This is a genomic window from Bacteroides sp. K03 (genome assembly GCF_019734355.1).
Taxonomy (GTDB): domain Bacteria; phylum Bacteroidota; class Bacteroidia; order Bacteroidales; family Bacteroidaceae; genus Bacteroides; species Bacteroides nordii.
The window spans coordinates 42,063-60,828 of the sequence record NZ_JAASHC010000002.1; the positions used below are offsets into that span (position 1 = coordinate 42,063).

Genomic DNA, 18,766 nt, shown 5'->3' on the forward strand with positions numbered 1-18,766 from the left:
TATATCTTATATTATAAATAATGAGTAATTCAATGATAAATAAAGCTATGAGCCAAAGAGGGTGGATGACCCTCTTAGCTCTGATTATGTCAATCAGCTTATATGCCCAGAATACAATTAAGGGAGTAATAGTTGACGAAACAGATTTCCCACTGATCGGAGCAACCGTAATGGTGAAAGGAACGTCCAATGGAGGAGTAACCGATCTGGATGGAAAATTTACAATTACCGCCAAAAAGGGAGATGTATTGTCAGTTTCTTATATTGGTTATAAACCACAGGAAATAAAAATACAGGATCAGAAAACACTGAATATCAAAATGGTTCCGGACAATGCAATGCTGGATGAAGTGGTTGTAGTAGGCTATGGTTCAATGAAGCGTTCGGACCTGACCGGATCAGTATCATCGGTATCTGCCAAAAATGTTGAAGGCTTCAAGACCGGTTCGGTAATGGAAGCTTTAGGAGGACAGGTAGCCGGTGTACAAATCACACAAACAGACGGTACACCCGGTTCTGGTTTTGATATCAAAGTACGCGGTATCGGTACAATGACAGGAGATGCTTCTCCACTGTACATTGTAGATGGTTTCCAGGTAGACGATATTAATTATCTCGCCAACTCGGACATTGAATCAATCGAGGTATTGAAAGATGCTTCCTCAGCTGCCATCTATGGAGCACGTGCAGCCAATGGTGTTGTAATGGTAACTACAAAATCAGGTAAAACCGGCCGCCCCGTAGTAAGTTATAACGGTTCTACAAGTTACCGTAAGATTTCCAAGACACTGGATTTGCTGGATCCGTACGAATTTGTAAAATTACAGATGGAAGTTAATCCCAGTAAATATGCAAATACGTATTATAAAACCGGCGAAGATGACAATGGCGTTCCCTACAGATACCAGTCTATGGATGATTATATCGGTGTACAAGGTGTAGATTGGCAAAGTGAGACATTCCGCCCGACCTGGTCACAAGATCATAACCTGTCTGTAATGGGTGGTAATGACAATACGAAGTATACGCTTTCATTCTCCCGCTACAATGAAAATGGTATTTTCAACAATAGTGGATTTGATAAAACATCCGGTAAATTCCGTGTGAATCAGAAAGTAACTAAAAACGTATCTTTTGATGCTACCATCAACTATTCAAATACAAACAAGAAGGGTGCAGGAACATCCGGAGATTCCGGTCGTTTCAATATGCTGGCCCAAATTCTGAGTGCACGTCCTACCGGTGGTCTTGCATTAACCAATGAAGAACTGTTGGCTGCTGCTATCGACCCATTGGAATTGGAAAGTAGCGAAAGCCTTGCACAGGTAAATCCTATTATGCAAACCCAATCTGTTACGAATACAAAACGTTCTGAAATGTGGTCGGGTAACTTGTCTGTAACCTGGGAAATTATAAAAGGGTTAACATTCAAAACAGCCGGAACTTACAATACAACCAATACCCGCACGAACATTTTCTATAAAAATGGTTCAAAAGAAGCCTACCGTAACGGACAGAAACCTTATGGTCAGACTCAAATGGGACGTGACCTGCGTTGGACGAACTATAACAACCTTACCTGGAAACAGAAAATCAAAAAACATTCTTATGACGTAATGTTGGGACAGGAGATCTCGTTCAAAAGTTCTGAATACCTGTTAGGACAGGCAAAAGATTTCCCTTTTGACAACATGGGTAATGACAATTTAGGTATTGGTGCAACGCCAAGTAAAGTAGCTACTTCATACAGCGACAAAACACTGGTATCATTTTTTGCCCGTGGTAACTATAGTTACAACAATCGTTATTTGTTGACTGCCACTGTACGTGCTGACGGCTCTACAGTATTCTCTAAAAAGCATAAATGGGGATATTTCCCTTCATTCTCTGCTGCATGGAGGGTTTCTGAAGAAAATTTCATGAAGAACCTGGAATTCATCTCAAATGCTAAAGTACGTTTTGGCTGGGGAACAGTAGGTAATGATCGTATATCCAACTACTTATCTATGGACTTATACGAACAGAGCAAATATGGTGTAGGTGGAAGCACAGTTACTGTACTAACTCCGAAACAACTGAAAAATGAAAATCTGAAATGGGAAGGTTCTACCACCATTAACTTAGGTTTTGACCTGGGCTTCCTTGACAACAGACTGAACCTGACAGCTGATTTCTTTATCAAAAACACGAAAGACTTGTTACTGGCACAGAGTCTGGCACATGTCACCGGATTCTCTTCTCAATACCAAAACATTGGTAAGATTCAGAATCGCGGTATCGAACTTAGCCTGAACAGTACAAACATCCAGAATCGTAACTTTACCTGGCAAACAGATTTCAACATTTCATTCATTCGCAACGAATTGAAATCACTCCAGTCAGGAGTACAATCGATGTATTCCCGTTCGGGATTCAGCTCTGACTTTACAAACTACGATTACGTAGCTACCGTAGGTTCTTCTTTGGGATTAATTTATGGATATGAATTTGATGGTGTATATCAAAGCTCCGACTTTATTACTACTCCAAACGGTTCACATCAACTAAAACCGGGTGTGACACGTAATGATCGCTATACTACCGGTCCTTTGGCTCCGGGTGTTGTGAAATATAAAGATCAGGATGGTGACGGTGTAATCACCACTAACGACCGTACGGTAATTGGTAATGCTATTCCCAAATGGTATGGTGGTTTCACTAATACATTTAACTATAAGGGCATCGACCTGAGTGTCATGTTCCAATTCAATTATGGTAACGATGTATACAATGCAACCCGCCTTTATGCCACCCAAACTCAGAACGAGCGTACCAATCAGCTGGCAGAGGTTGCCGACCGCTGGACTCCGACCAATGCTTCCAATAGAGTACCTTCGGCCAAAGGATACGTAAAAAATGAACTATATTCACGTTTCATTGAAGACGGTTCATTCCTGCGTTTGAAAAATGTGACACTGGGTTACACACTTCCTGTCAACTGGACAAAGAAAGCATATATTTCTAAATTACGCGTATATGCTTCAGGCCAGAACCTCTTCTGTATTTCGGGTTATAGCGGCTATGACCCTGAGGTAAGTACAGCAAGCAGCAGCCCGATGACTCCCGGACTTGACTGGGGGGCATATCCAAAGAGTAGAGTAATTACATTCGGACTTGATATTCAATTCTAATCAAATGACAACAATGAAAAAGATATCCTATTATATATTCGCGGCATTAATGTGTGCCACTTCCCTCTCCTCTTGCTCAGACATGCTCGAGGAGGAGTCAGCTGTAGAAGTTGATAAATCGAAATACATGAACAATGCTTCAGAAGCAGAAACCGTGTTATTGGGTGTTTATCGCAATATGGTGACTGATGCACTGTATAGCTACAATCTATCTATATTGTTTAATATCACCAATGACATTGCACAATGTGAAGGTAACTCGACAAATGCATTCCGTGAAATCCCGGCCAATGCCTTCACCACAAGTAACTCCAGTGTTCAGTCTACCTGGTCTACATTGTACAACTCCATCTACAATGCCAATGATTTTATTGAAACCCTGGAAAGTAAAGTGGGTAACTATACAGAAGGCGATAAGAAGCTGGCAAATATCTATATGGCAGAAGCAAGAGCTTTACGTGGTTTATATTACTTCGAATTAGTTCGCTGGTATGGTAATATCGCACTCATGAAAAATACCCAGATGTCTAACCAGCATCCGTCTACTTTTGTACAGGCAGACCCGGCTGAAGTATACCGTTTTATTGAAGATGATCTGAAGTTTGCAGCAGAGAACCTGCCATATTCAACCGAGGACGATGTACGCAAAGAGAGTAGCTTCCGCATGTCAAAAGGAGCTGCCTTAGGATTGTTGGCTAAAGTATATGCTACATGGGCAGGATATCCTGTACATGACACTTCTAAATGGGAACAGGCTGCACTGACTGCTCAGACACTTATCGAATCTAAAAAACACAGCTTACTGCAAAATTATGAACAATTATGGAAAAATACCTGCAACGGTGTGTGGGCCCCTGAAGAGAGCTTAATTGAAGTAAGTTTCTATGCCCCTACCGTAACAGGTACAAACAGCGAAGATCCCGTAGGGCGTATTGGTAAGTGGAACGGCGTGATTGCAAACGAAATCCCAGGTGTACGTGGACGTAATGCAGGTAATGTGAAAGTTATCTATACTTTCTACCGTGACTGGGAGAATAAAGAAAACGATTTGCGTTGTAATCTCTCTATCGCCGACTATAAATATGTGGGTACTGTAAAAACTCCGTATTCAACCAAAGGCCCGGACGAAGACCAAAAAAACTGGCAACTTCTTACTCCGGCTAAGTGGGATACAGAAAAGTATGTAAGCAAAAGTAATGTACTGATCAATGGTGAACGTTCCAACATAAATTGGTACATCCTACGCTACTCAGATGTATTGCTATTGTATGCAGAAGCCTTGAATGAATGGAAGGGAGCCCCCAATGATGCTGCTTACAACGCTGTAAATATGGTACGCCGCCGCGGATTCGGACTTCCGGTAGACGCAGCAAGTGAAATTGCAGACCTGCCTGCCGGGCTCGATTATCAAGGTTTCCAGAAAGCCATCCGCAAAGAACGTGCATACGAGCTTGCTTTTGAAGGACATCGTCGCCAGGATCTTGTACGCTGGGGAATCTATGCAGAAGCAATTGATGAAACAGATACACAGTTGAGAAGATGGTTCCCAAATGCAAATTACATAGCATACGATTTTACAAAGAAGGGGAAACACGAACTGTTTCCCATCCCGCAAAGAGACAAAGATCTTATGAAACAGTTCAAACAAAACCCGGGTTGGAATTAATTCGGAATTACTATAAAAGCAAAGCAAGAGGGTGCTACAGAGTACCCTCTTGTATAATATTAATAGCAAATTCAACAAAAGTAATACTATAGTGGACTTATTCCAATTCCTTTTCAACATTCGTACAATAAAAATACATTCTGATTGAGTACATTTGCAATATAACAAAATCACATTTAACAACTGCTTATTAAAAAATGAATAACATGAAAAAGAACCTTGTGCTCTTTGCTTCGCTTGCGGTCGTTGCTCTGTCATCGTGCAACACCACTCCAAAGGAAGACTACAGCTGGATTAAAAAAGGCATTGATGTAGCTTCTGCACAGCTCAAACTCACAGCTGAAGAAATTGCTGACTCAACAAAAATGCCACGTTCCATCTGGACCGGCTATGATATGAATTTCCTTTGTCAGCAATTAGAACGAGATTCACTTACTTTTAAGGACTCACTTCGTACTCATCCTCAGGCATACAAGTTAGGGAAACGCCGTCTTTGCGGACTACTTGACTGGACAAGCGGATTCTTTCCCGGAACGTTATGGTATACTTACGAGCTGACAGGTGATAATGCATTAAAAACACAAGCTGTTAAATATACAAATATGCTGAATCCGGTACGCTACTATACGGGTACACACGATCTTGGTTTTATGATAAATTGTAGCTATGGCAACGCAAAACGTTTATCACCCAATGATACCATCTCCGCTGTAATGGTGGAAACAGCAGAAAACCTTTGTTCACGTTTTAATGAGTCAATTGGGGCAATCCGTTCATGGGATTTCGGAACATGGAACTTCCCGGTTATCATCGACAACATGATGAATCTCGACCTGTTATTCACAGCCAGCAAAATGACAGGTAACCCCAAATACAAAGACATTGCTATCAAACATGCACAGACTACCATGAAATATCATTTCCGTCCGGACTATACCTGCTGGCACGTTATCAGCTACAACAATGATGGTACAGTGGAACGCAGACAGACTCACCAGGGCAAAAACGATGACTCTTCATGGGCACGCGGACAAGCATGGGCGGTATACGGATACGTATCCTGCTATCGTGAAACTGGCGACAAAGAATACTTGAATTTTGCTACTAAAATTGCCGATATGATCATGGCACGGGTAAAAACAGATGATGCCATACCTTTGTGGGACTATGATGCACAAGGTGAAGGAACTCCGCGCGATGCCTCAGCAGCTTCTGTAACAGCTTCTGCCCTCATTGAAATGAGTACAATGGTTCCGGATGGAAAGAAATATCTGGATTATGCTGAGAAAATCCTGAAGAGTCTCTCGAGCGATGCATATCTGGCCAAAGCAGGTGAGAACCAGGGATTCATTCTGATGCACTCTACCGGTTCACTACCCAATGGCTCAGAAATCGACACTCCGCTGAATTACGCAGACTATTACTACATGGAAGCTTTGAAACGCTTTATGGATGTAAAAGGGATAGAATATAAGAAGCTATAATAAAGTTATGGAGTTATAGGGCTATAAGCCTAAGGACTTAATCCTATAACATTATAGTTCCTATAACTCTATAACATTATAACTCCCATAATAACCCTATAACATTATAACTCTATAACATAAATAATTATCATGTTAAACAAAACATTTAAATTAATCACTCTGCTTGTTATTGCATGTTTTGCAAGCCAAGCAGGTGCCCAGGAATTGAAAAGCGAAGTATTCTCGCTCCTCAACCTGGATTATCCGGGACTTGAGAAAGTAAAAGCCCTTCACGAAGAGGGTAAGGATGAAGATGCTGCCAAAGCATTACTCGACTACTATCGGGCACGGACCAATGTGAAGAGTCCGGATATCGATCTGCAAAACCTTAAAATCAGCAAACAAGAGCAGAAATGGGCCGACGATGGTTTAGAGCACACTTTCTTTGTACATAAAGGTTATCAGCCTTCTTACAACTACGGTAAAGATATTAACTGGCAATACTGGCCGGTGAAAGACAATGAATTACGTTGGCAGTTGCACCGTCACAAATGGTTCACTCCGATGGGAAAGGCTTACCGCATCTCCGGTGACGAAAAGTATGCAAAAGAATGGGCTTTTCAGTATATCGACTGGATCAAGAAGAATCCTCTGACAAAGATGGAAAAAGAACACTACGAACTTGTCAGTGCAGGTGAAGTGAAAGGAAATGCTGAAAACGTACGCTTTGCATGGCGTCCACTGGAAGTGAGTAACCGTCTGCAAGACCAGACAAGCCAGTTCCTGCTATTCCTCCCCTCTTCATCATTTACTCCGGATTTCCTCACAGAATTCCTTGTAAATTACCACAAACATGCTGTACATATCCTGAATAACTATTCGGACCAGGGCAATCACTTATTGTTCGAGGCACAACGTATGATCTATGCAGGAGCCTTCTTCCCCGAATTCAAAGAAGCGGCAGCATGGAGAAAAAGCGGTATCGATATCCTGAATCGCGAAATTCATGTACAGGTATACGAAGATGGCGGACAGTTTGAACTTGACCCGCACTATCACCTGGCAGCTATCAATATCTTCTGCAAGGCATTGCGCATGGCAGATGTAAACGGATTCCGTAATGAATTCCCGCAAGGTTATCTGGATACCATCGAATCAATGATTACTTTCTATAGTAACATCTGTTTTCCTGATTATTCAAATCCTTGTTTCAGCGACGCTAAACTAGGTGACAGACCAGCTGAAATCAACAACTACAAAGACTGGGTAAAAATCTTCCCCAAAAACGAACAAATACTCTGGTTTGCTACAGAAGGTAAACAAGGAAAGAAACCAGAGAACTTATCAAAAGGTTTCCTGAAATCAGGCTTCTTTACTTTCCGCAATTCATGGAATACAGACGCTACAGTAATGGTAGCGAAAGCCGGACCAAAAGCGTTCTGGCATTGCCAACCGGATAATGGTACATTTGAGCTTTGGTTTAATGGTAAAAATCTGTTCCCCGACAGTGGTGCATACGTATATGCCGGTGAAGGTGAAGTAATGAAATTACGTAACTGGTTCCGCCAGACTATGGTCCACAATACGTTGACACTTGATAACAAAACATTAGAGACCACAGAATCTGTAACCAAACTTTGGCAACCGGAAGGTGACGTACAAATATTAGTAACTGAAAACCCCAGCTACAAAGATTTGAAACACCGTCGTTCTATATTCTTCGTTGACAATAAATATTTTGTGATTGTAGACGAAGCCGTAGGTACTGCTAAAGGCAAAGTAAATCTACACTACCAACTGTGCGAAGGTAAAGTGAATATTGATCCAAAAACAATGACACTCACTTCTGACTTTGAAGGTAACAGTAATGTGAAACTACAATGCTTTGCTCCGAAAGGCACAACATTGGAAACAGAAGAAGGATGGCGCTCTACTGCTTATCGCAAGCGCGTTGAGCGTACGGCTGTAGCCTTCAATGTAAACAAAGATAAAGAAGAGGCCGTACGTTATATCACTATCATCTACCCGACTGAGGACAGTACCAAAGCCCCCAAACTGTCAGCAAGCTTCAAAAACAAGAAGTTTGACGAAAATACACTGGAAGTAGAAGTGAAGATCGACGGTAAGAAACAGTCATTGAAATATAAAATCAGCGATTAGTGATGAGTAGTTAGTGATTAGTGATAAGTGATTAGCCAGCTGCACTATATACCGCATGGCGTTAATCACTCATCACTGATCATTAGTCACTAATCACTAATCACATATCACTAACCACTAAATAACTGGTCATTATGAAAAGCAATTCTTCTCAACTCATCCTTCCACTTGCCGCACTGAGTCTTGCCTCGTGCGCAGAAAAAAAGGAAGAACTCAAGCGCCCTAACATCATTTTCATGATGACGGACGACCATACCACACAAGCCATGTCATGCTATGGTGGTAATCTTATCCAAACTCCGAATATGGACCGCATTGCCAATGAAGGTATCCGCTTCGACAACTGCTATGCAGTCAATGCACTCTCCGGTCCATCCCGTGCCTGTATCCTGACAGGTAAATTCAGCCATGAGAACGGCTTTACTGACAATGCAAGTACTTTTAACGGCGATCAACAGACTTTCCCCAAACTACTGCAACAAGCCGGATATCAAACTGCCATGATCGGCAAATGGCATCTTATCACCGAACCGCAAGGCTTTGATTTCTGGAGTATTCTGAGCGGACAACATGAACAGGGTGATTATTACGACCCGGATTTTCTTGAAATGGGTAAACCTGTTGTCGAGAAAGGATATGCCACAGATATTATCACAGACAAAGCAATCAACTTTCTTGAACACCGCGATAAATCAAAACCTTTCTGCATGATGTATCATCAGAAAGCGCCTCATCGCAACTGGATGCCTGCCCCCCGGCATCTGGGTATATTCAATAATACAATATTCCCCGAGCCAGCCAACCTTTTCGATGATTACGAAGGACGTGGGCGTGCAGCACGTGAACAGGATATGTCTATCGAACATACATTAACGAACGATTGGGACTTGAAGTTACTCACACGTGCCGAAATGCTGAAAGATACTACCAATCGCCTGTACAGCGTATACAAACGCATGCCGGCAGAAGTGCAGGACAAATGGGATTCAGTCTATGCACAACGTATTGCCGAGTATCACAAAGGAAACTTAAAAGGAAAGGCACTTATCAGCTGGAAATATCAGCAATACATGCGCGATTATCTGGCAACAGTACTGGCAGTAGATGAGAATATCGGACGCCTGATGAACTATCTGGAAGAGATTGGAGAACTGGATAACACAATCATCGTCTATACATCGGATCAGGGTTTCTTCCTGGGTGAACATGGTTGGTTTGACAAACGCTTTATGTATGAAGAATGCCAACGTATGCCACTGATAATCCGTTTCCCAAAAGGTATCAAAGCAGGAAGTACAAGTAGTGCAATCAGCATGAATGTAGACTTTGCTCCTACTTTCCTTGATTATGCAGGAGCAGATATCCCTTCGGATATACAGGGTAAATCTCTGAAACCGATCCTGGATAATGCAGGCAAAACTCCGGTAGACTGGCGTCAGGCTGCCTATTATCACTATTATGAATATCCGGCAGAGCACTCTGTGAAACGTCATTACGGCATTCGCACACAGGATTTCAAACTCATTCATTTCTACAATGACATCAACGAATGGGAAATGTATGATATGAAAGCAGACCCGCGCGAAATGAATAATGTATTTGATAAACCGGAGTATGCAGAGAAGCAAAAAGAACTCATGCAGCTGTTGGAAGATACACAGAAACAATATAATGATACTGACCCGGAAGAGAAGGTAAAAGAACTCTTCAAAGGAGACAGACGAATGATGCACAACAGGTGAAAAGATTAGACGATTGGACAATTGACAATTTACGATTGATATTTCCTCTTTCAGAAGAATAATCCTAATTGCAAATTGTCTAATCGTAAATCTCTCCGCTGCCTTATATATAAACAAAGTTATTTCAATCGTAAATTGTAAATCGTCTAATCGTAAATATTATTATGGACAGAAGAAGTTTTCTTAAAAACACAGGTTGGTCCTTCCTGGGACTGGCCGCATCCGGTAGCTTGCTCGGTGCTTGTGCAGCAGGTAGCAAAGAGGCTAAAAAAATCATGCCATCAGCAAGTGGCCTTAAAATGTACTGGGGTGACTTACATAATCACTGTAACATCACTTACGGACATGGTGATATGCGCGATGCTTTTGAAGCAGCAAAAGAACAACTGGACTTTGTATCAGTGACTCCACATGCCATGTGGCCGGATATTCCCGGAGCTGATGATCCTCGTCTGAAATGGGTGATAGACTACCACACAGGTGCTTTCAAACGTCTGCGTGAAGGTAACTATGACAAATACGTCGCTATGACGAAAGAGTATAATAAGGAAGGAGAATTCCTTACTTTTACGGGATACGAATGCCATAGCATGGCACACGGTGACCACGTGGCACTGTGGCATGACATTGATGTACCACTCGTTGAGTGCACCTCTGTACAGGAATGGAAAGAGAAACTAAAAAATGAGAAGGTATTTATCACCCCGCACCATATGGGTTATCAGGGTGGATACCGTGGATATAACTGGGATTGTTTCACAGAAGGAGATCAGACCCCGTTCGTTGAAATGTATTCTCGTCACGGACTGGCAGAAAGTGATCAGGGAGATTATAACTATCTGCACGATATGGGACCACGCCAGTGGGAAGGAACCGTGCAATACGGATTGGATCGTGGCAATAAGTTTGGTATCATGTGCTCAACAGACCAACATTCGGGCTATCCCGGTAGCTATGGTGACGGACGTATCGGTGTACTGGCTCCTTCACTGACTCGGGATGCTATCTGGGATGCTCTGAAAAGCCGTCATGTATGTGGTGCGACCGGTGACAAAATTAAGATTGACTTCCGCCTGAATGATGCATTCATGGGAGACGTAGTACGTGGCAACAGCCGTCGCATCTATGTTAACGTAGAAGGTGAAAGCTGTATCGACTATGTAGATATCGTGAAAAACGGACAATGCATTGCCCGCCTGAATGGACCATTGACTCCGATAATGCCCGAAGGTGACACTGTACACTGTAAAGTAAAAGTAGACTTTGGCTGGAATCGCGAAGAGAAATATGTACACTGGCAAGGTAAACTCGCAGTGAATAAAGGACGTATCGTGAGCGTAACCCCCTGTTTCCGTGGCGCTGCATTTACTTCTCCGCAAGAGGGTGAAACAGAATTCCATACACATGTAAATCGTATCCTTTCTACCAATGAGAAGGAAACAGAACTCGATATGTACTCCAGTAAAAATCCGAACGTAACCACTCCCGCTATGCAGGCTGTCATCCTTGAACTGGAAATGCCTAAAGACGGAGTTCTGGCAGCGGAGTTTAACGGCAAGAAGTTTGAACATACTTTAGGCGAATTACTCGAAGGTTCACGCTCTCATTTCATGATAGGCTGGTTGAGCGAAGCCATTCTTTTCAACCGTGCAATGCCCGAAAGCTGCTATACTGTAGAGCATTTTATGGAAGATAAAGAACCGCAAAAGGATACGGATTATTACTATGTCCGGGTTCGCCAACGCGATCAGCAGTGGGCATGGAGTTCACCGATCTGGGCGGAGAGAGTTTAAATTGTATAATGTACTTTTCTTTCGCCTTGATGCGAAAGAAAAGATACCAAAAGAAAGAATCGAGGCTGCATTTTTTCTCCTACTCACTTCCTGCGTTCCGCTAAAGGGGCTCGAACTCGCTTCGCTCAAACAATCGCCCCTTTTTGACGCTTCACTGCGGGCGTTCGCTTGACGGAGAAAAAATGAGGCCGGAGGCCGTTCATCAGCGGAACTACGGTTTAGGATGAGGTAGAGATATGTGATATAAAAGTAAATATATTGCAATATAATTAATGTAATATAGTATACGTCTTTAGTTACAAGAAGCATTGTATGCTATCTACCATCCGAATGGTCCCCCCCGGCCTCATTTCCGCAGCGTCAAACGGAACGGAGGTGAAAAGCGTAAGAAGGGGCGATTGTCTGAGCGAAGCGAGTTCGAGCCCCTTTAGCTTTTCACCGTAGTGCAGTAGCGGAGGAAATGCAGCCTTGATCTTTTCTTTTGGTATCTTTTCTTTTGCATCAAGGCAAAAGAAAAGTACATCCAACTTAATAAGATATTTTATGAACAACCTATATGCTATCGGCATCGATTTGGGTGGCACCTCCATCAAATACGCCCTGATCAGTAATAAAGGAGAATTCCTGTTTCAAGGAAAACTGCCCTCTTTAGCTGATGTCTCGGCAGAAGCCGTAATAGAACAATTGATAAAAGCAATCAATGAAGTAAAAGTTTTCGCCACTGAACAAGGATACAATATCGAAGGTATCGGTATTGGTACACCAGGAATTGTAGACGAAACCAACCGCATAGTTCTCGGAGGAGCCGAAAACATCAAGGGATGGGAAAAGCTTCCCTTAGCGGATACAATTGAAAAAGCTACCGGACTCCCTACTTTACTGGGCAATGACGCCAATCTGATGGGATTGGGAGAGACTATGTATGGAGCAGGACAAGGGGCAACACATGTTGTGTTTCTGACTGTCGGTACAGGAATCGGAGGAGCTGTTGTGATTGACGGCAAACTATTCAACGGTTTTGCCAACCGAGGGACGGAACTAGGACATGTACCCCTCATTGCCAATGGAGAGGCTTGTGCTTGTGGTTCAGTAGGCTGTCTGGAACATTACGCTTCCACATCGGCTCTGGTACGTCGTTTTACACAACGCAGCGCAGAAGCAGGCATACAATATCCTGGAAAGGAGATCAATGGTGAGCTTATTGTCCACCTCTACAAAGAGGGAAATAAACTTGCTACAGAATGTTTAGAAGAACATTGTGACTATCTGGGACATGGTATTGCCGGATTTATTAATATCTTTAGCCCGCAACGCATTGTTATTGGGGGCGGACTGTCCGAAGCGGGAGACTTCTACATAGAGAAGGTCAGCCAGCAAGCGCATTGTTATGCCATCCCCGATTGTGCAGTCAACACTGAAATCATTGCAGCTCGTCTGGGTAATAAAGCCGGGAGTATAGGAGCAGCGGGATTAATATTTAATCGACGATAGTACAAAAGAATTCTGAAACACTATTATTATGAAAAGAAACTTTGGAATGCTGGCGCTCATTATGGCGTTTTGGTTCACTATATCTTTTATTACCAATATTCTGGGGCCGCTGATACCGGATATCATCCACAACTTCAACCTGAGCGACCTGGCAATGGCAGGATTTATTCCAACTTCTTTTTTCCTGGCATATGCCATCATGTCTATCCCTGCCGGATTGCTGATTGACCGTTACGGAGAGAAACCGGTACTTTTCTGTGGTTTCTTAATGCCGTTTATCGGTACCATTCTTTTCGCTTGTCTTCATACCTATCCCATGTTATTAGCCTCATCCTTTATCATCGGGTTAGGTATGGCAATGTTACAAACAGTACTGAATCCGTTACAACGTACTGTAGGAGGTGAAGAGAACTATGCCTTTGTTGCCGAACTAGCACAATTCATGTTTGGTATCGCTTCATTCCTCAGTCCATTGGTTTATACCTATCTGATACGGGAACTGAACGCTGACACCTACGTTGCCGGACATAATTTCCTACTCGATCTGTTGGCAGATGTTACTCCGAGAGAAATGCCCTGGGTATCTCTCTACTGGGTCTTTTCCGCACTATTACTAATTATGCTGATCGCAGTCGGCATCTCACGCTTCCCGAAAATCACTCTGCAGGAAGAGGAAAAAAGCGGTACCACCAGTTCCTATCTGGAGTTATTCAAACAGAAGTATGTCTGGTTGTTCTTTCTGGGTATCTTCTGCTATGTAAGCACAGAACAGGGAACTTCCATATTCATGAGTACCTTCCTTGAGCAATATCATGGTGTCAATCCACAGACAGAAGGTGCACAGGCTGTCAGTTATTTCTGGGGACTGATGACGGCAGGTTGCATCGTCGGCATGTTCCTGCTGAAACTGATGGACAGTAAGCGGTTGTTGCAAATTTCAGGATTCCTCACTATGATATTGTTACTGACCGCTTTATTTGGTACACGTGAAATGTCGCTGATTGCTTTCCCGGCTATTGGATTCAGTATCTCGATGATGTTTAGTATCGTCTTCTCTCTGGCTCTGAATTCAGCACGAAAACACCACGGTTCATTTGCCGGGATTCTTTGTTCGGCGATTGCAGGTGGTGCAGGTGGTCCAATGATTGTCAGTACACTGGCAGATGCCACTTCACTACGCATAGGTATGCTGAGCATTTTGATATTCGTAGGATACATAACCTTTATAGGCTTCTGGGCACACCCGCTTATCAACAATAAAACGGTGAAATTAAAAGAACTTTTTAAATAATGTGATAATGTGCCAATATGCCAATGTGCCAATTGGCTGCGCGACGTTTACTCACCGCATGGTAATTGGCATATTGGCACATTGGCACATTATTTAATTGGCATATTATTATTAATTAGTCTTTAAATCATGAAACGAATCACTTACTATTTCCTCTTCGCCGCCCTCCTGTCTTCTACTTCAGTAGGAGCGCAGAACAGCATCATGCATCTGACGCAACCTACACTTATGCATGAGGTACGCGAAACTCCTTCCCCACTCGACGGACAACACATTGCAATGAACCCGCCACGCTTCATGTGGCCGGATAAATTCCCTCACCTCGGCGCTGTACTCGATGGCGTGGAAGGTGAAGAGCATAAACCACACGTAACTTATCGCATACGCATCGCCCGCGACAAAGACTTTCGGCAAGGAGTCATTACCGCTGAACGTAACTGGGCTTTCTTCAATCCGTTCCAACTCTTTGAGAAAGGTACTTATTACTGGCAACATGCTTATGTAGACAAGAACGGTAAAGAAGAGTGGTCACCTGTTTATCATTTCTATATAGATGAGAATACGCGTACTTTCAATCCACCTTCATTGCAAGAGTTACTCACCAAACTTCCTGCAGAACACCCTCGTATTCTTCTCGACTTTAAAGAATGGAACGACATCATCGTCCGAAATCAGAATAATCCGGAAGCGCAGTCTTACATCACCAAAGCCGATAAATGTATCATGCACCCCCTGAAACACCTGGCAGAAGAAATTGATACCAGCGCAGTGGTGAAACTAACAAACATCGTACAGTACAAATCCGCCCTTATCCGCGAAAGCCGAAAGATTGTAGATCGTGAAGAGAAAAATATAGAAGGCATGATACGTGCTTATCTGCTGACTAAAAACGAGGTATATTATCGTGAAGCAATGAAGCGTCTTACCGAAATCCTCTCCTGGAAAGACAGTAAGTATTTTGCCGGTGACTTTAACCTCGGTACAATTCTCTCCATGAGCACTTCGGCTTACGACGCCTTCTACCACCTGCTTACCCCTACTGAGAAAACTCTTTTACTGGGTAGTATCCGGGAGAATGGAAGTAAATTTTTCGAAGAATACGTCAACCATCTTGAGAACCGTATTGCCGATAATCACGTTTGGCAAATGACTTTCCGTATCCTTACAATGGCTGCATTTGCTACTTACGGCGAACTCCCCGAAGCCTCTACCTGGGTAGATTATTGCTATAACGAATGGGTATCACGCCTGCCGGGACTTAATGCAGACGGAGGATGGCATAACGGAGATTCCTATTTTCACGTGAATATCCGTACACTGATCGAAGTACCCGCCTTTTTCTCACGCGTCACCGGATTCGATTTCTTTGCTGATCCATGGTACAATAAGAATGCATTGTACGTTATCTATCAGCAACCTCCTTTCTCTAAAGCTGCCGGACAGGGAAATTCTCACGAAAATCAAAAGACTCCCAGCGGAGCACGTGTAGGTTACGCCGATGCATTGGCACGTCAATGCAATAATCCGTGGGCGGCTGCTTACGTACGATCTATAAAAGAACGCCAACCGGACATCTTCCAAAGTTCTTTTGAAGCAAAACCTGCCGACCTTACCTGGTATCGTTGTATCACTAAAAAGCCTTTCCCGGCTGAAGATGTTTTCCCCATTGGTAAACGTACCCTCGATGATATGCCACAGACACACGTTTTCAATGAAACGGGACTGGGAAATATGAATACTTCTCTGGGAGAACCGGAGAAGAATGCCATGCTCTCCTTTCGCAGTAGTTCTTACGGAAGTACCTCACATGCACTTGCCAATCAGAATGCATTCAATACATTCTATGGTGGTAAAGAGATTTTCTATAGTAGTGGCCATCGTACAGGTTTCACTGACGACCATTGCATGTATTCTTATCGTAACACCCGTGCCCATAACTCCATTCTTGTAAATGGTATGGGGCAGAAAATAGGAACAGAGGGATATGGTTGGATACCGCGTTGGTATGAAGGAGAAAAACTCTCTTATTTTGTAGGCGACGCTTCAAATGCTTATGGCAAAGTGACCTCTCCTCTCTGGCTCGAGCGTGCGCGCCTCAGTGGAACAAAGTTTACTCCGGAGAATGGTTGGGATGAGAATAAATTGAATATGTTCCGCCGCCACGTTATCCAACTGGGTAAGACAGGGGTTTATGTCATTTATGATGAGCTGGAAGGAAAAGAACCTGTAACTTGGAGCTATCTGTTGCATACCACCTCATTCCCAATGGACGTAAAACGTCAGTCACCTGATGCTATTACCATTACAGGGCATAATGCGGTTGACGGTGTATCAGTTGCCCATCTGTTCAGTTCTGCTCCTGTGCAAGAAGCCTTGACAGATACATTCTTCTGCCCACCTACCAACTGGAAAAATGTGACGGACAAAAGTGGAAAGACCGTAAAGTATCCCAATCACTGGCACTTCTCGGCTACAACATCACAAGCTGCCACTGCTCGTTTTCTGACTATCATCGATACACATGGCAAAGACCGGGCAGATATGAAAGTGACCCGTAAAGGCGACACTTGGCAGGTAGGTGACTGGATTATCCAATGTAATCTTACCCCAACAGGAAAAGCCGCTATCAGCGTAAGTAACAAGACAGAGAAAACATCTCTGATTTATGACGCTGCCAAAAACGAAGGTGCCACATTCATTAATGAACAAACAGATGGAAAAAAAATCGAAAAGAAACTGGTAGACTATCTGCCCGATTTCGAAATATAGTACTTCCCGGTGCTTCCCGCACGAGGAGGTGCGACAAGCGATAATGAGGCTAAAACGCAGATTAACGCAAATTTCCGCAAAGAAGAACAAGTATAAGACTAAAATAACGGTCTTTTTAATCTGCAGAAATTTGAGTTAATCTGCGTTTCATCAGATATAATAATTGTTATCTTTGCATGTAAATGTAATAAACTAAAAAGAAACAGTATGAAATATATCGGAGCACATGTCAGTGCCTCGGGAGGTGTGGAAAATGCCCCTGTCAATGCACATGAAATAGGCGCTAATGCCTTTGCACTTTTCACTAAGAATCAACGCCAGTGGGTAAGTAAACCTCTAACCAAAGAAAGTATTCGCCTTTTTAAAGAGAACTGCGAAAAGTATAACTTCAAACCGGAGTATATTCTTCCCCATGATAGTTATCTTATCAACCTGGGACATCCCGAACCGGATGCACTGGAGAAAAGCCGTGCCGCCTTTTTAGACGAAATGCAACGTTGCGAACAGTTGGGACTGAAACTGCTAAACTTTCATCCGGGCAGTCATTTGAATAAAATTTCAGTAGAAGACAGCCTTGACCTCATTGCAGAAAGCATCAATATCACGCTGGAAAAGACGAAAGGAGTAACGGCAGTTATTGAAAATACTGCGGGACAAGGCAGCAACTTAGGAAATGAGTTCTGGCATCTGAAATATATCATCGATCGTGTAGAAGACAAAAACCGGGTTGGCGTCTGTCTGGATACCTGCCACACATTCACGGCAGGGTACGATTTCCTTGGAGATTATGATGCAGTGTTTAACGAATTTGAAGAAGTAGTAGGGTTCCGCTATCTCCGTGGAATGCACCTCAATGATTCTAAGAAAGAATTGGGCAGCCATGTAGACCGCCACGACAGTATCGGAAAAGGGCTGATCGGTTTCGCTTTCTTTGAAAAGCTAATGCGCGATCCACGCTTTGACAATATGCCGTTGATACTCGAAACAATAGACGAAACGTTGTGGCCCGAAGAGATAGCCTGGCTGCGGGAACAATCAGAAAACAAGTAAACAAATAGTTTTCTTAAAATAAAAGGGAAAAAGCTTGACTTTGAGAAAGTAAAGTAGTATCTTTGTAAGAGTAATGATAAAGTATATTCAGATTAAACTGAGGTAAAAGAGGGAAGTTATAACTTTCCTCTTTTTTTTCGTCCTCCTCGTTCAAAGCACTCCTGAGCA

Annotated in this window: 10 protein-coding genes; all 10 read left to right on the forward strand. The window is 43.0% G+C overall.

What is annotated here, in order from left to right:
• The first annotated feature begins 32 nt into the window (after window positions 1–32).
• The 10 genes from HCG69_RS01365 (at window position 33) to nfo (ending at window position 18,598) form a co-directional block, all read left to right on the forward strand.
• On the forward strand, window positions 33–3,170 hold the full coding sequence (locus HCG69_RS01365; RefSeq protein WP_370634098.1) for a SusC/RagA family TonB-linked outer membrane protein: 3,138 nt from the start codon (window positions 33–35) through the stop codon (window positions 3,168–3,170).
• A 13-nt stretch (window positions 3,171–3,183) separates the two neighbouring features.
• Window positions 3,184–4,836 (forward strand): RagB/SusD family nutrient uptake outer membrane protein, encoded by a 1,653-nt coding sequence (locus tag HCG69_RS01370; RefSeq protein WP_221648543.1) that lies wholly within the window; start codon window positions 3,184–3,186, stop codon window positions 4,834–4,836.
• A 197-nt stretch (window positions 4,837–5,033) separates the two neighbouring features.
• On the forward strand, window positions 5,034–6,320 hold the full coding sequence (locus HCG69_RS01375; protein ID WP_221648544.1) for a DUF4995 domain-containing protein: 1,287 nt from the start codon (window positions 5,034–5,036) through the stop codon (window positions 6,318–6,320).
• A 132-nt stretch (window positions 6,321–6,452) separates the two neighbouring features.
• Complete coding sequence (hepC, locus tag HCG69_RS01380; RefSeq protein ID WP_221648545.1) at window positions 6,453–8,462, forward strand: heparin-sulfate lyase HepC; 2,010 nt, start codon at window positions 6,453–6,455, stop codon at window positions 8,460–8,462.
• Between the two features lie 134 nt (window positions 8,463–8,596).
• Window positions 8,597–10,204, forward strand: a complete 1,608-nt coding sequence (locus HCG69_RS01385) for a sulfatase (protein ID WP_221648546.1) — start codon at window positions 8,597–8,599, stop codon at window positions 10,202–10,204.
• 164 nt (window positions 10,205–10,368) lie between these two features.
• A complete protein-coding gene (locus HCG69_RS01390) occupies window positions 10,369–11,997 on the forward strand; it encodes a Tat pathway signal sequence (protein ID WP_221648547.1) in 1,629 nt (542 codons plus the stop codon).
• A gap of 543 nt (window positions 11,998–12,540) precedes the next feature.
• Window positions 12,541–13,488, forward strand: a complete 948-nt coding sequence (locus tag HCG69_RS01395) for an ROK family protein (RefSeq protein WP_221648548.1) — start codon at window positions 12,541–12,543, stop codon at window positions 13,486–13,488.
• Window positions 13,489–13,516: 28 nt separating this feature from the next.
• The gene (locus HCG69_RS01400; RefSeq protein WP_221648549.1) at window positions 13,517–14,779 is read left to right on the forward strand and encodes a sugar MFS transporter; all 1,263 of its coding nucleotides are present in this window, start codon (window positions 13,517–13,519) and stop codon (window positions 14,777–14,779) included.
• A gap of 126 nt (window positions 14,780–14,905) precedes the next feature.
• On the forward strand, window positions 14,906–17,548 hold the full coding sequence (locus tag HCG69_RS01405; RefSeq protein WP_221648742.1) for a DUF4962 domain-containing protein: 2,643 nt from the start codon (window positions 14,906–14,908) through the stop codon (window positions 17,546–17,548).
• Window positions 17,549–17,755: 207 nt separating this feature from the next.
• Window positions 17,756–18,598: a deoxyribonuclease IV gene (nfo, locus tag HCG69_RS01410; RefSeq protein ID WP_221648550.1), complete on the forward strand. Its 843-nt coding sequence runs from the start codon at window positions 17,756–17,758 to the stop codon at window positions 18,596–18,598.
• Window positions 18,599–18,766 lie beyond the last annotated feature (168 nt).

Excerpts from the sequence above, each read along its gene's own strand:
- HCG69_RS01385 (WP_221648546.1), top strand. The coding sequence starts at position 8,597 with ATGAAAAGCAATTCTTCTCAACTCATCCTTCCACTTGCCGCACTGAGT.
- HCG69_RS01395 (WP_221648548.1), top strand. The coding sequence starts at position 12,541 with ATGAACAACCTATATGCTATCGGCATCGATTTGGGTGGCACCTCCATC.
- HCG69_RS01370 (WP_221648543.1), top strand. The coding sequence starts at position 3,184 with ATGAAAAAGATATCCTATTATATATTCGCGGCATTAATGTGTGCCACT.
- HCG69_RS01375 (WP_221648544.1), top strand. The coding sequence starts at position 5,034 with ATGAATAACATGAAAAAGAACCTTGTGCTCTTTGCTTCGCTTGCGGTC.
- nfo (WP_221648550.1), top strand. The coding sequence starts at position 17,756 with ATGAAATATATCGGAGCACATGTCAGTGCCTCGGGAGGTGTGGAAAAT.
- HCG69_RS01400 (WP_221648549.1), top strand. The coding sequence starts at position 13,517 with ATGAAAAGAAACTTTGGAATGCTGGCGCTCATTATGGCGTTTTGGTTC.
- HCG69_RS01390 (WP_221648547.1), top strand. The coding sequence starts at position 10,369 with ATGGACAGAAGAAGTTTTCTTAAAAACACAGGTTGGTCCTTCCTGGGA.
- HCG69_RS01365 (WP_370634098.1), top strand. The coding sequence starts at position 33 with ATGATAAATAAAGCTATGAGCCAAAGAGGGTGGATGACCCTCTTAGCT.
- hepC (WP_221648545.1), top strand. The coding sequence starts at position 6,453 with ATGTTAAACAAAACATTTAAATTAATCACTCTGCTTGTTATTGCATGT.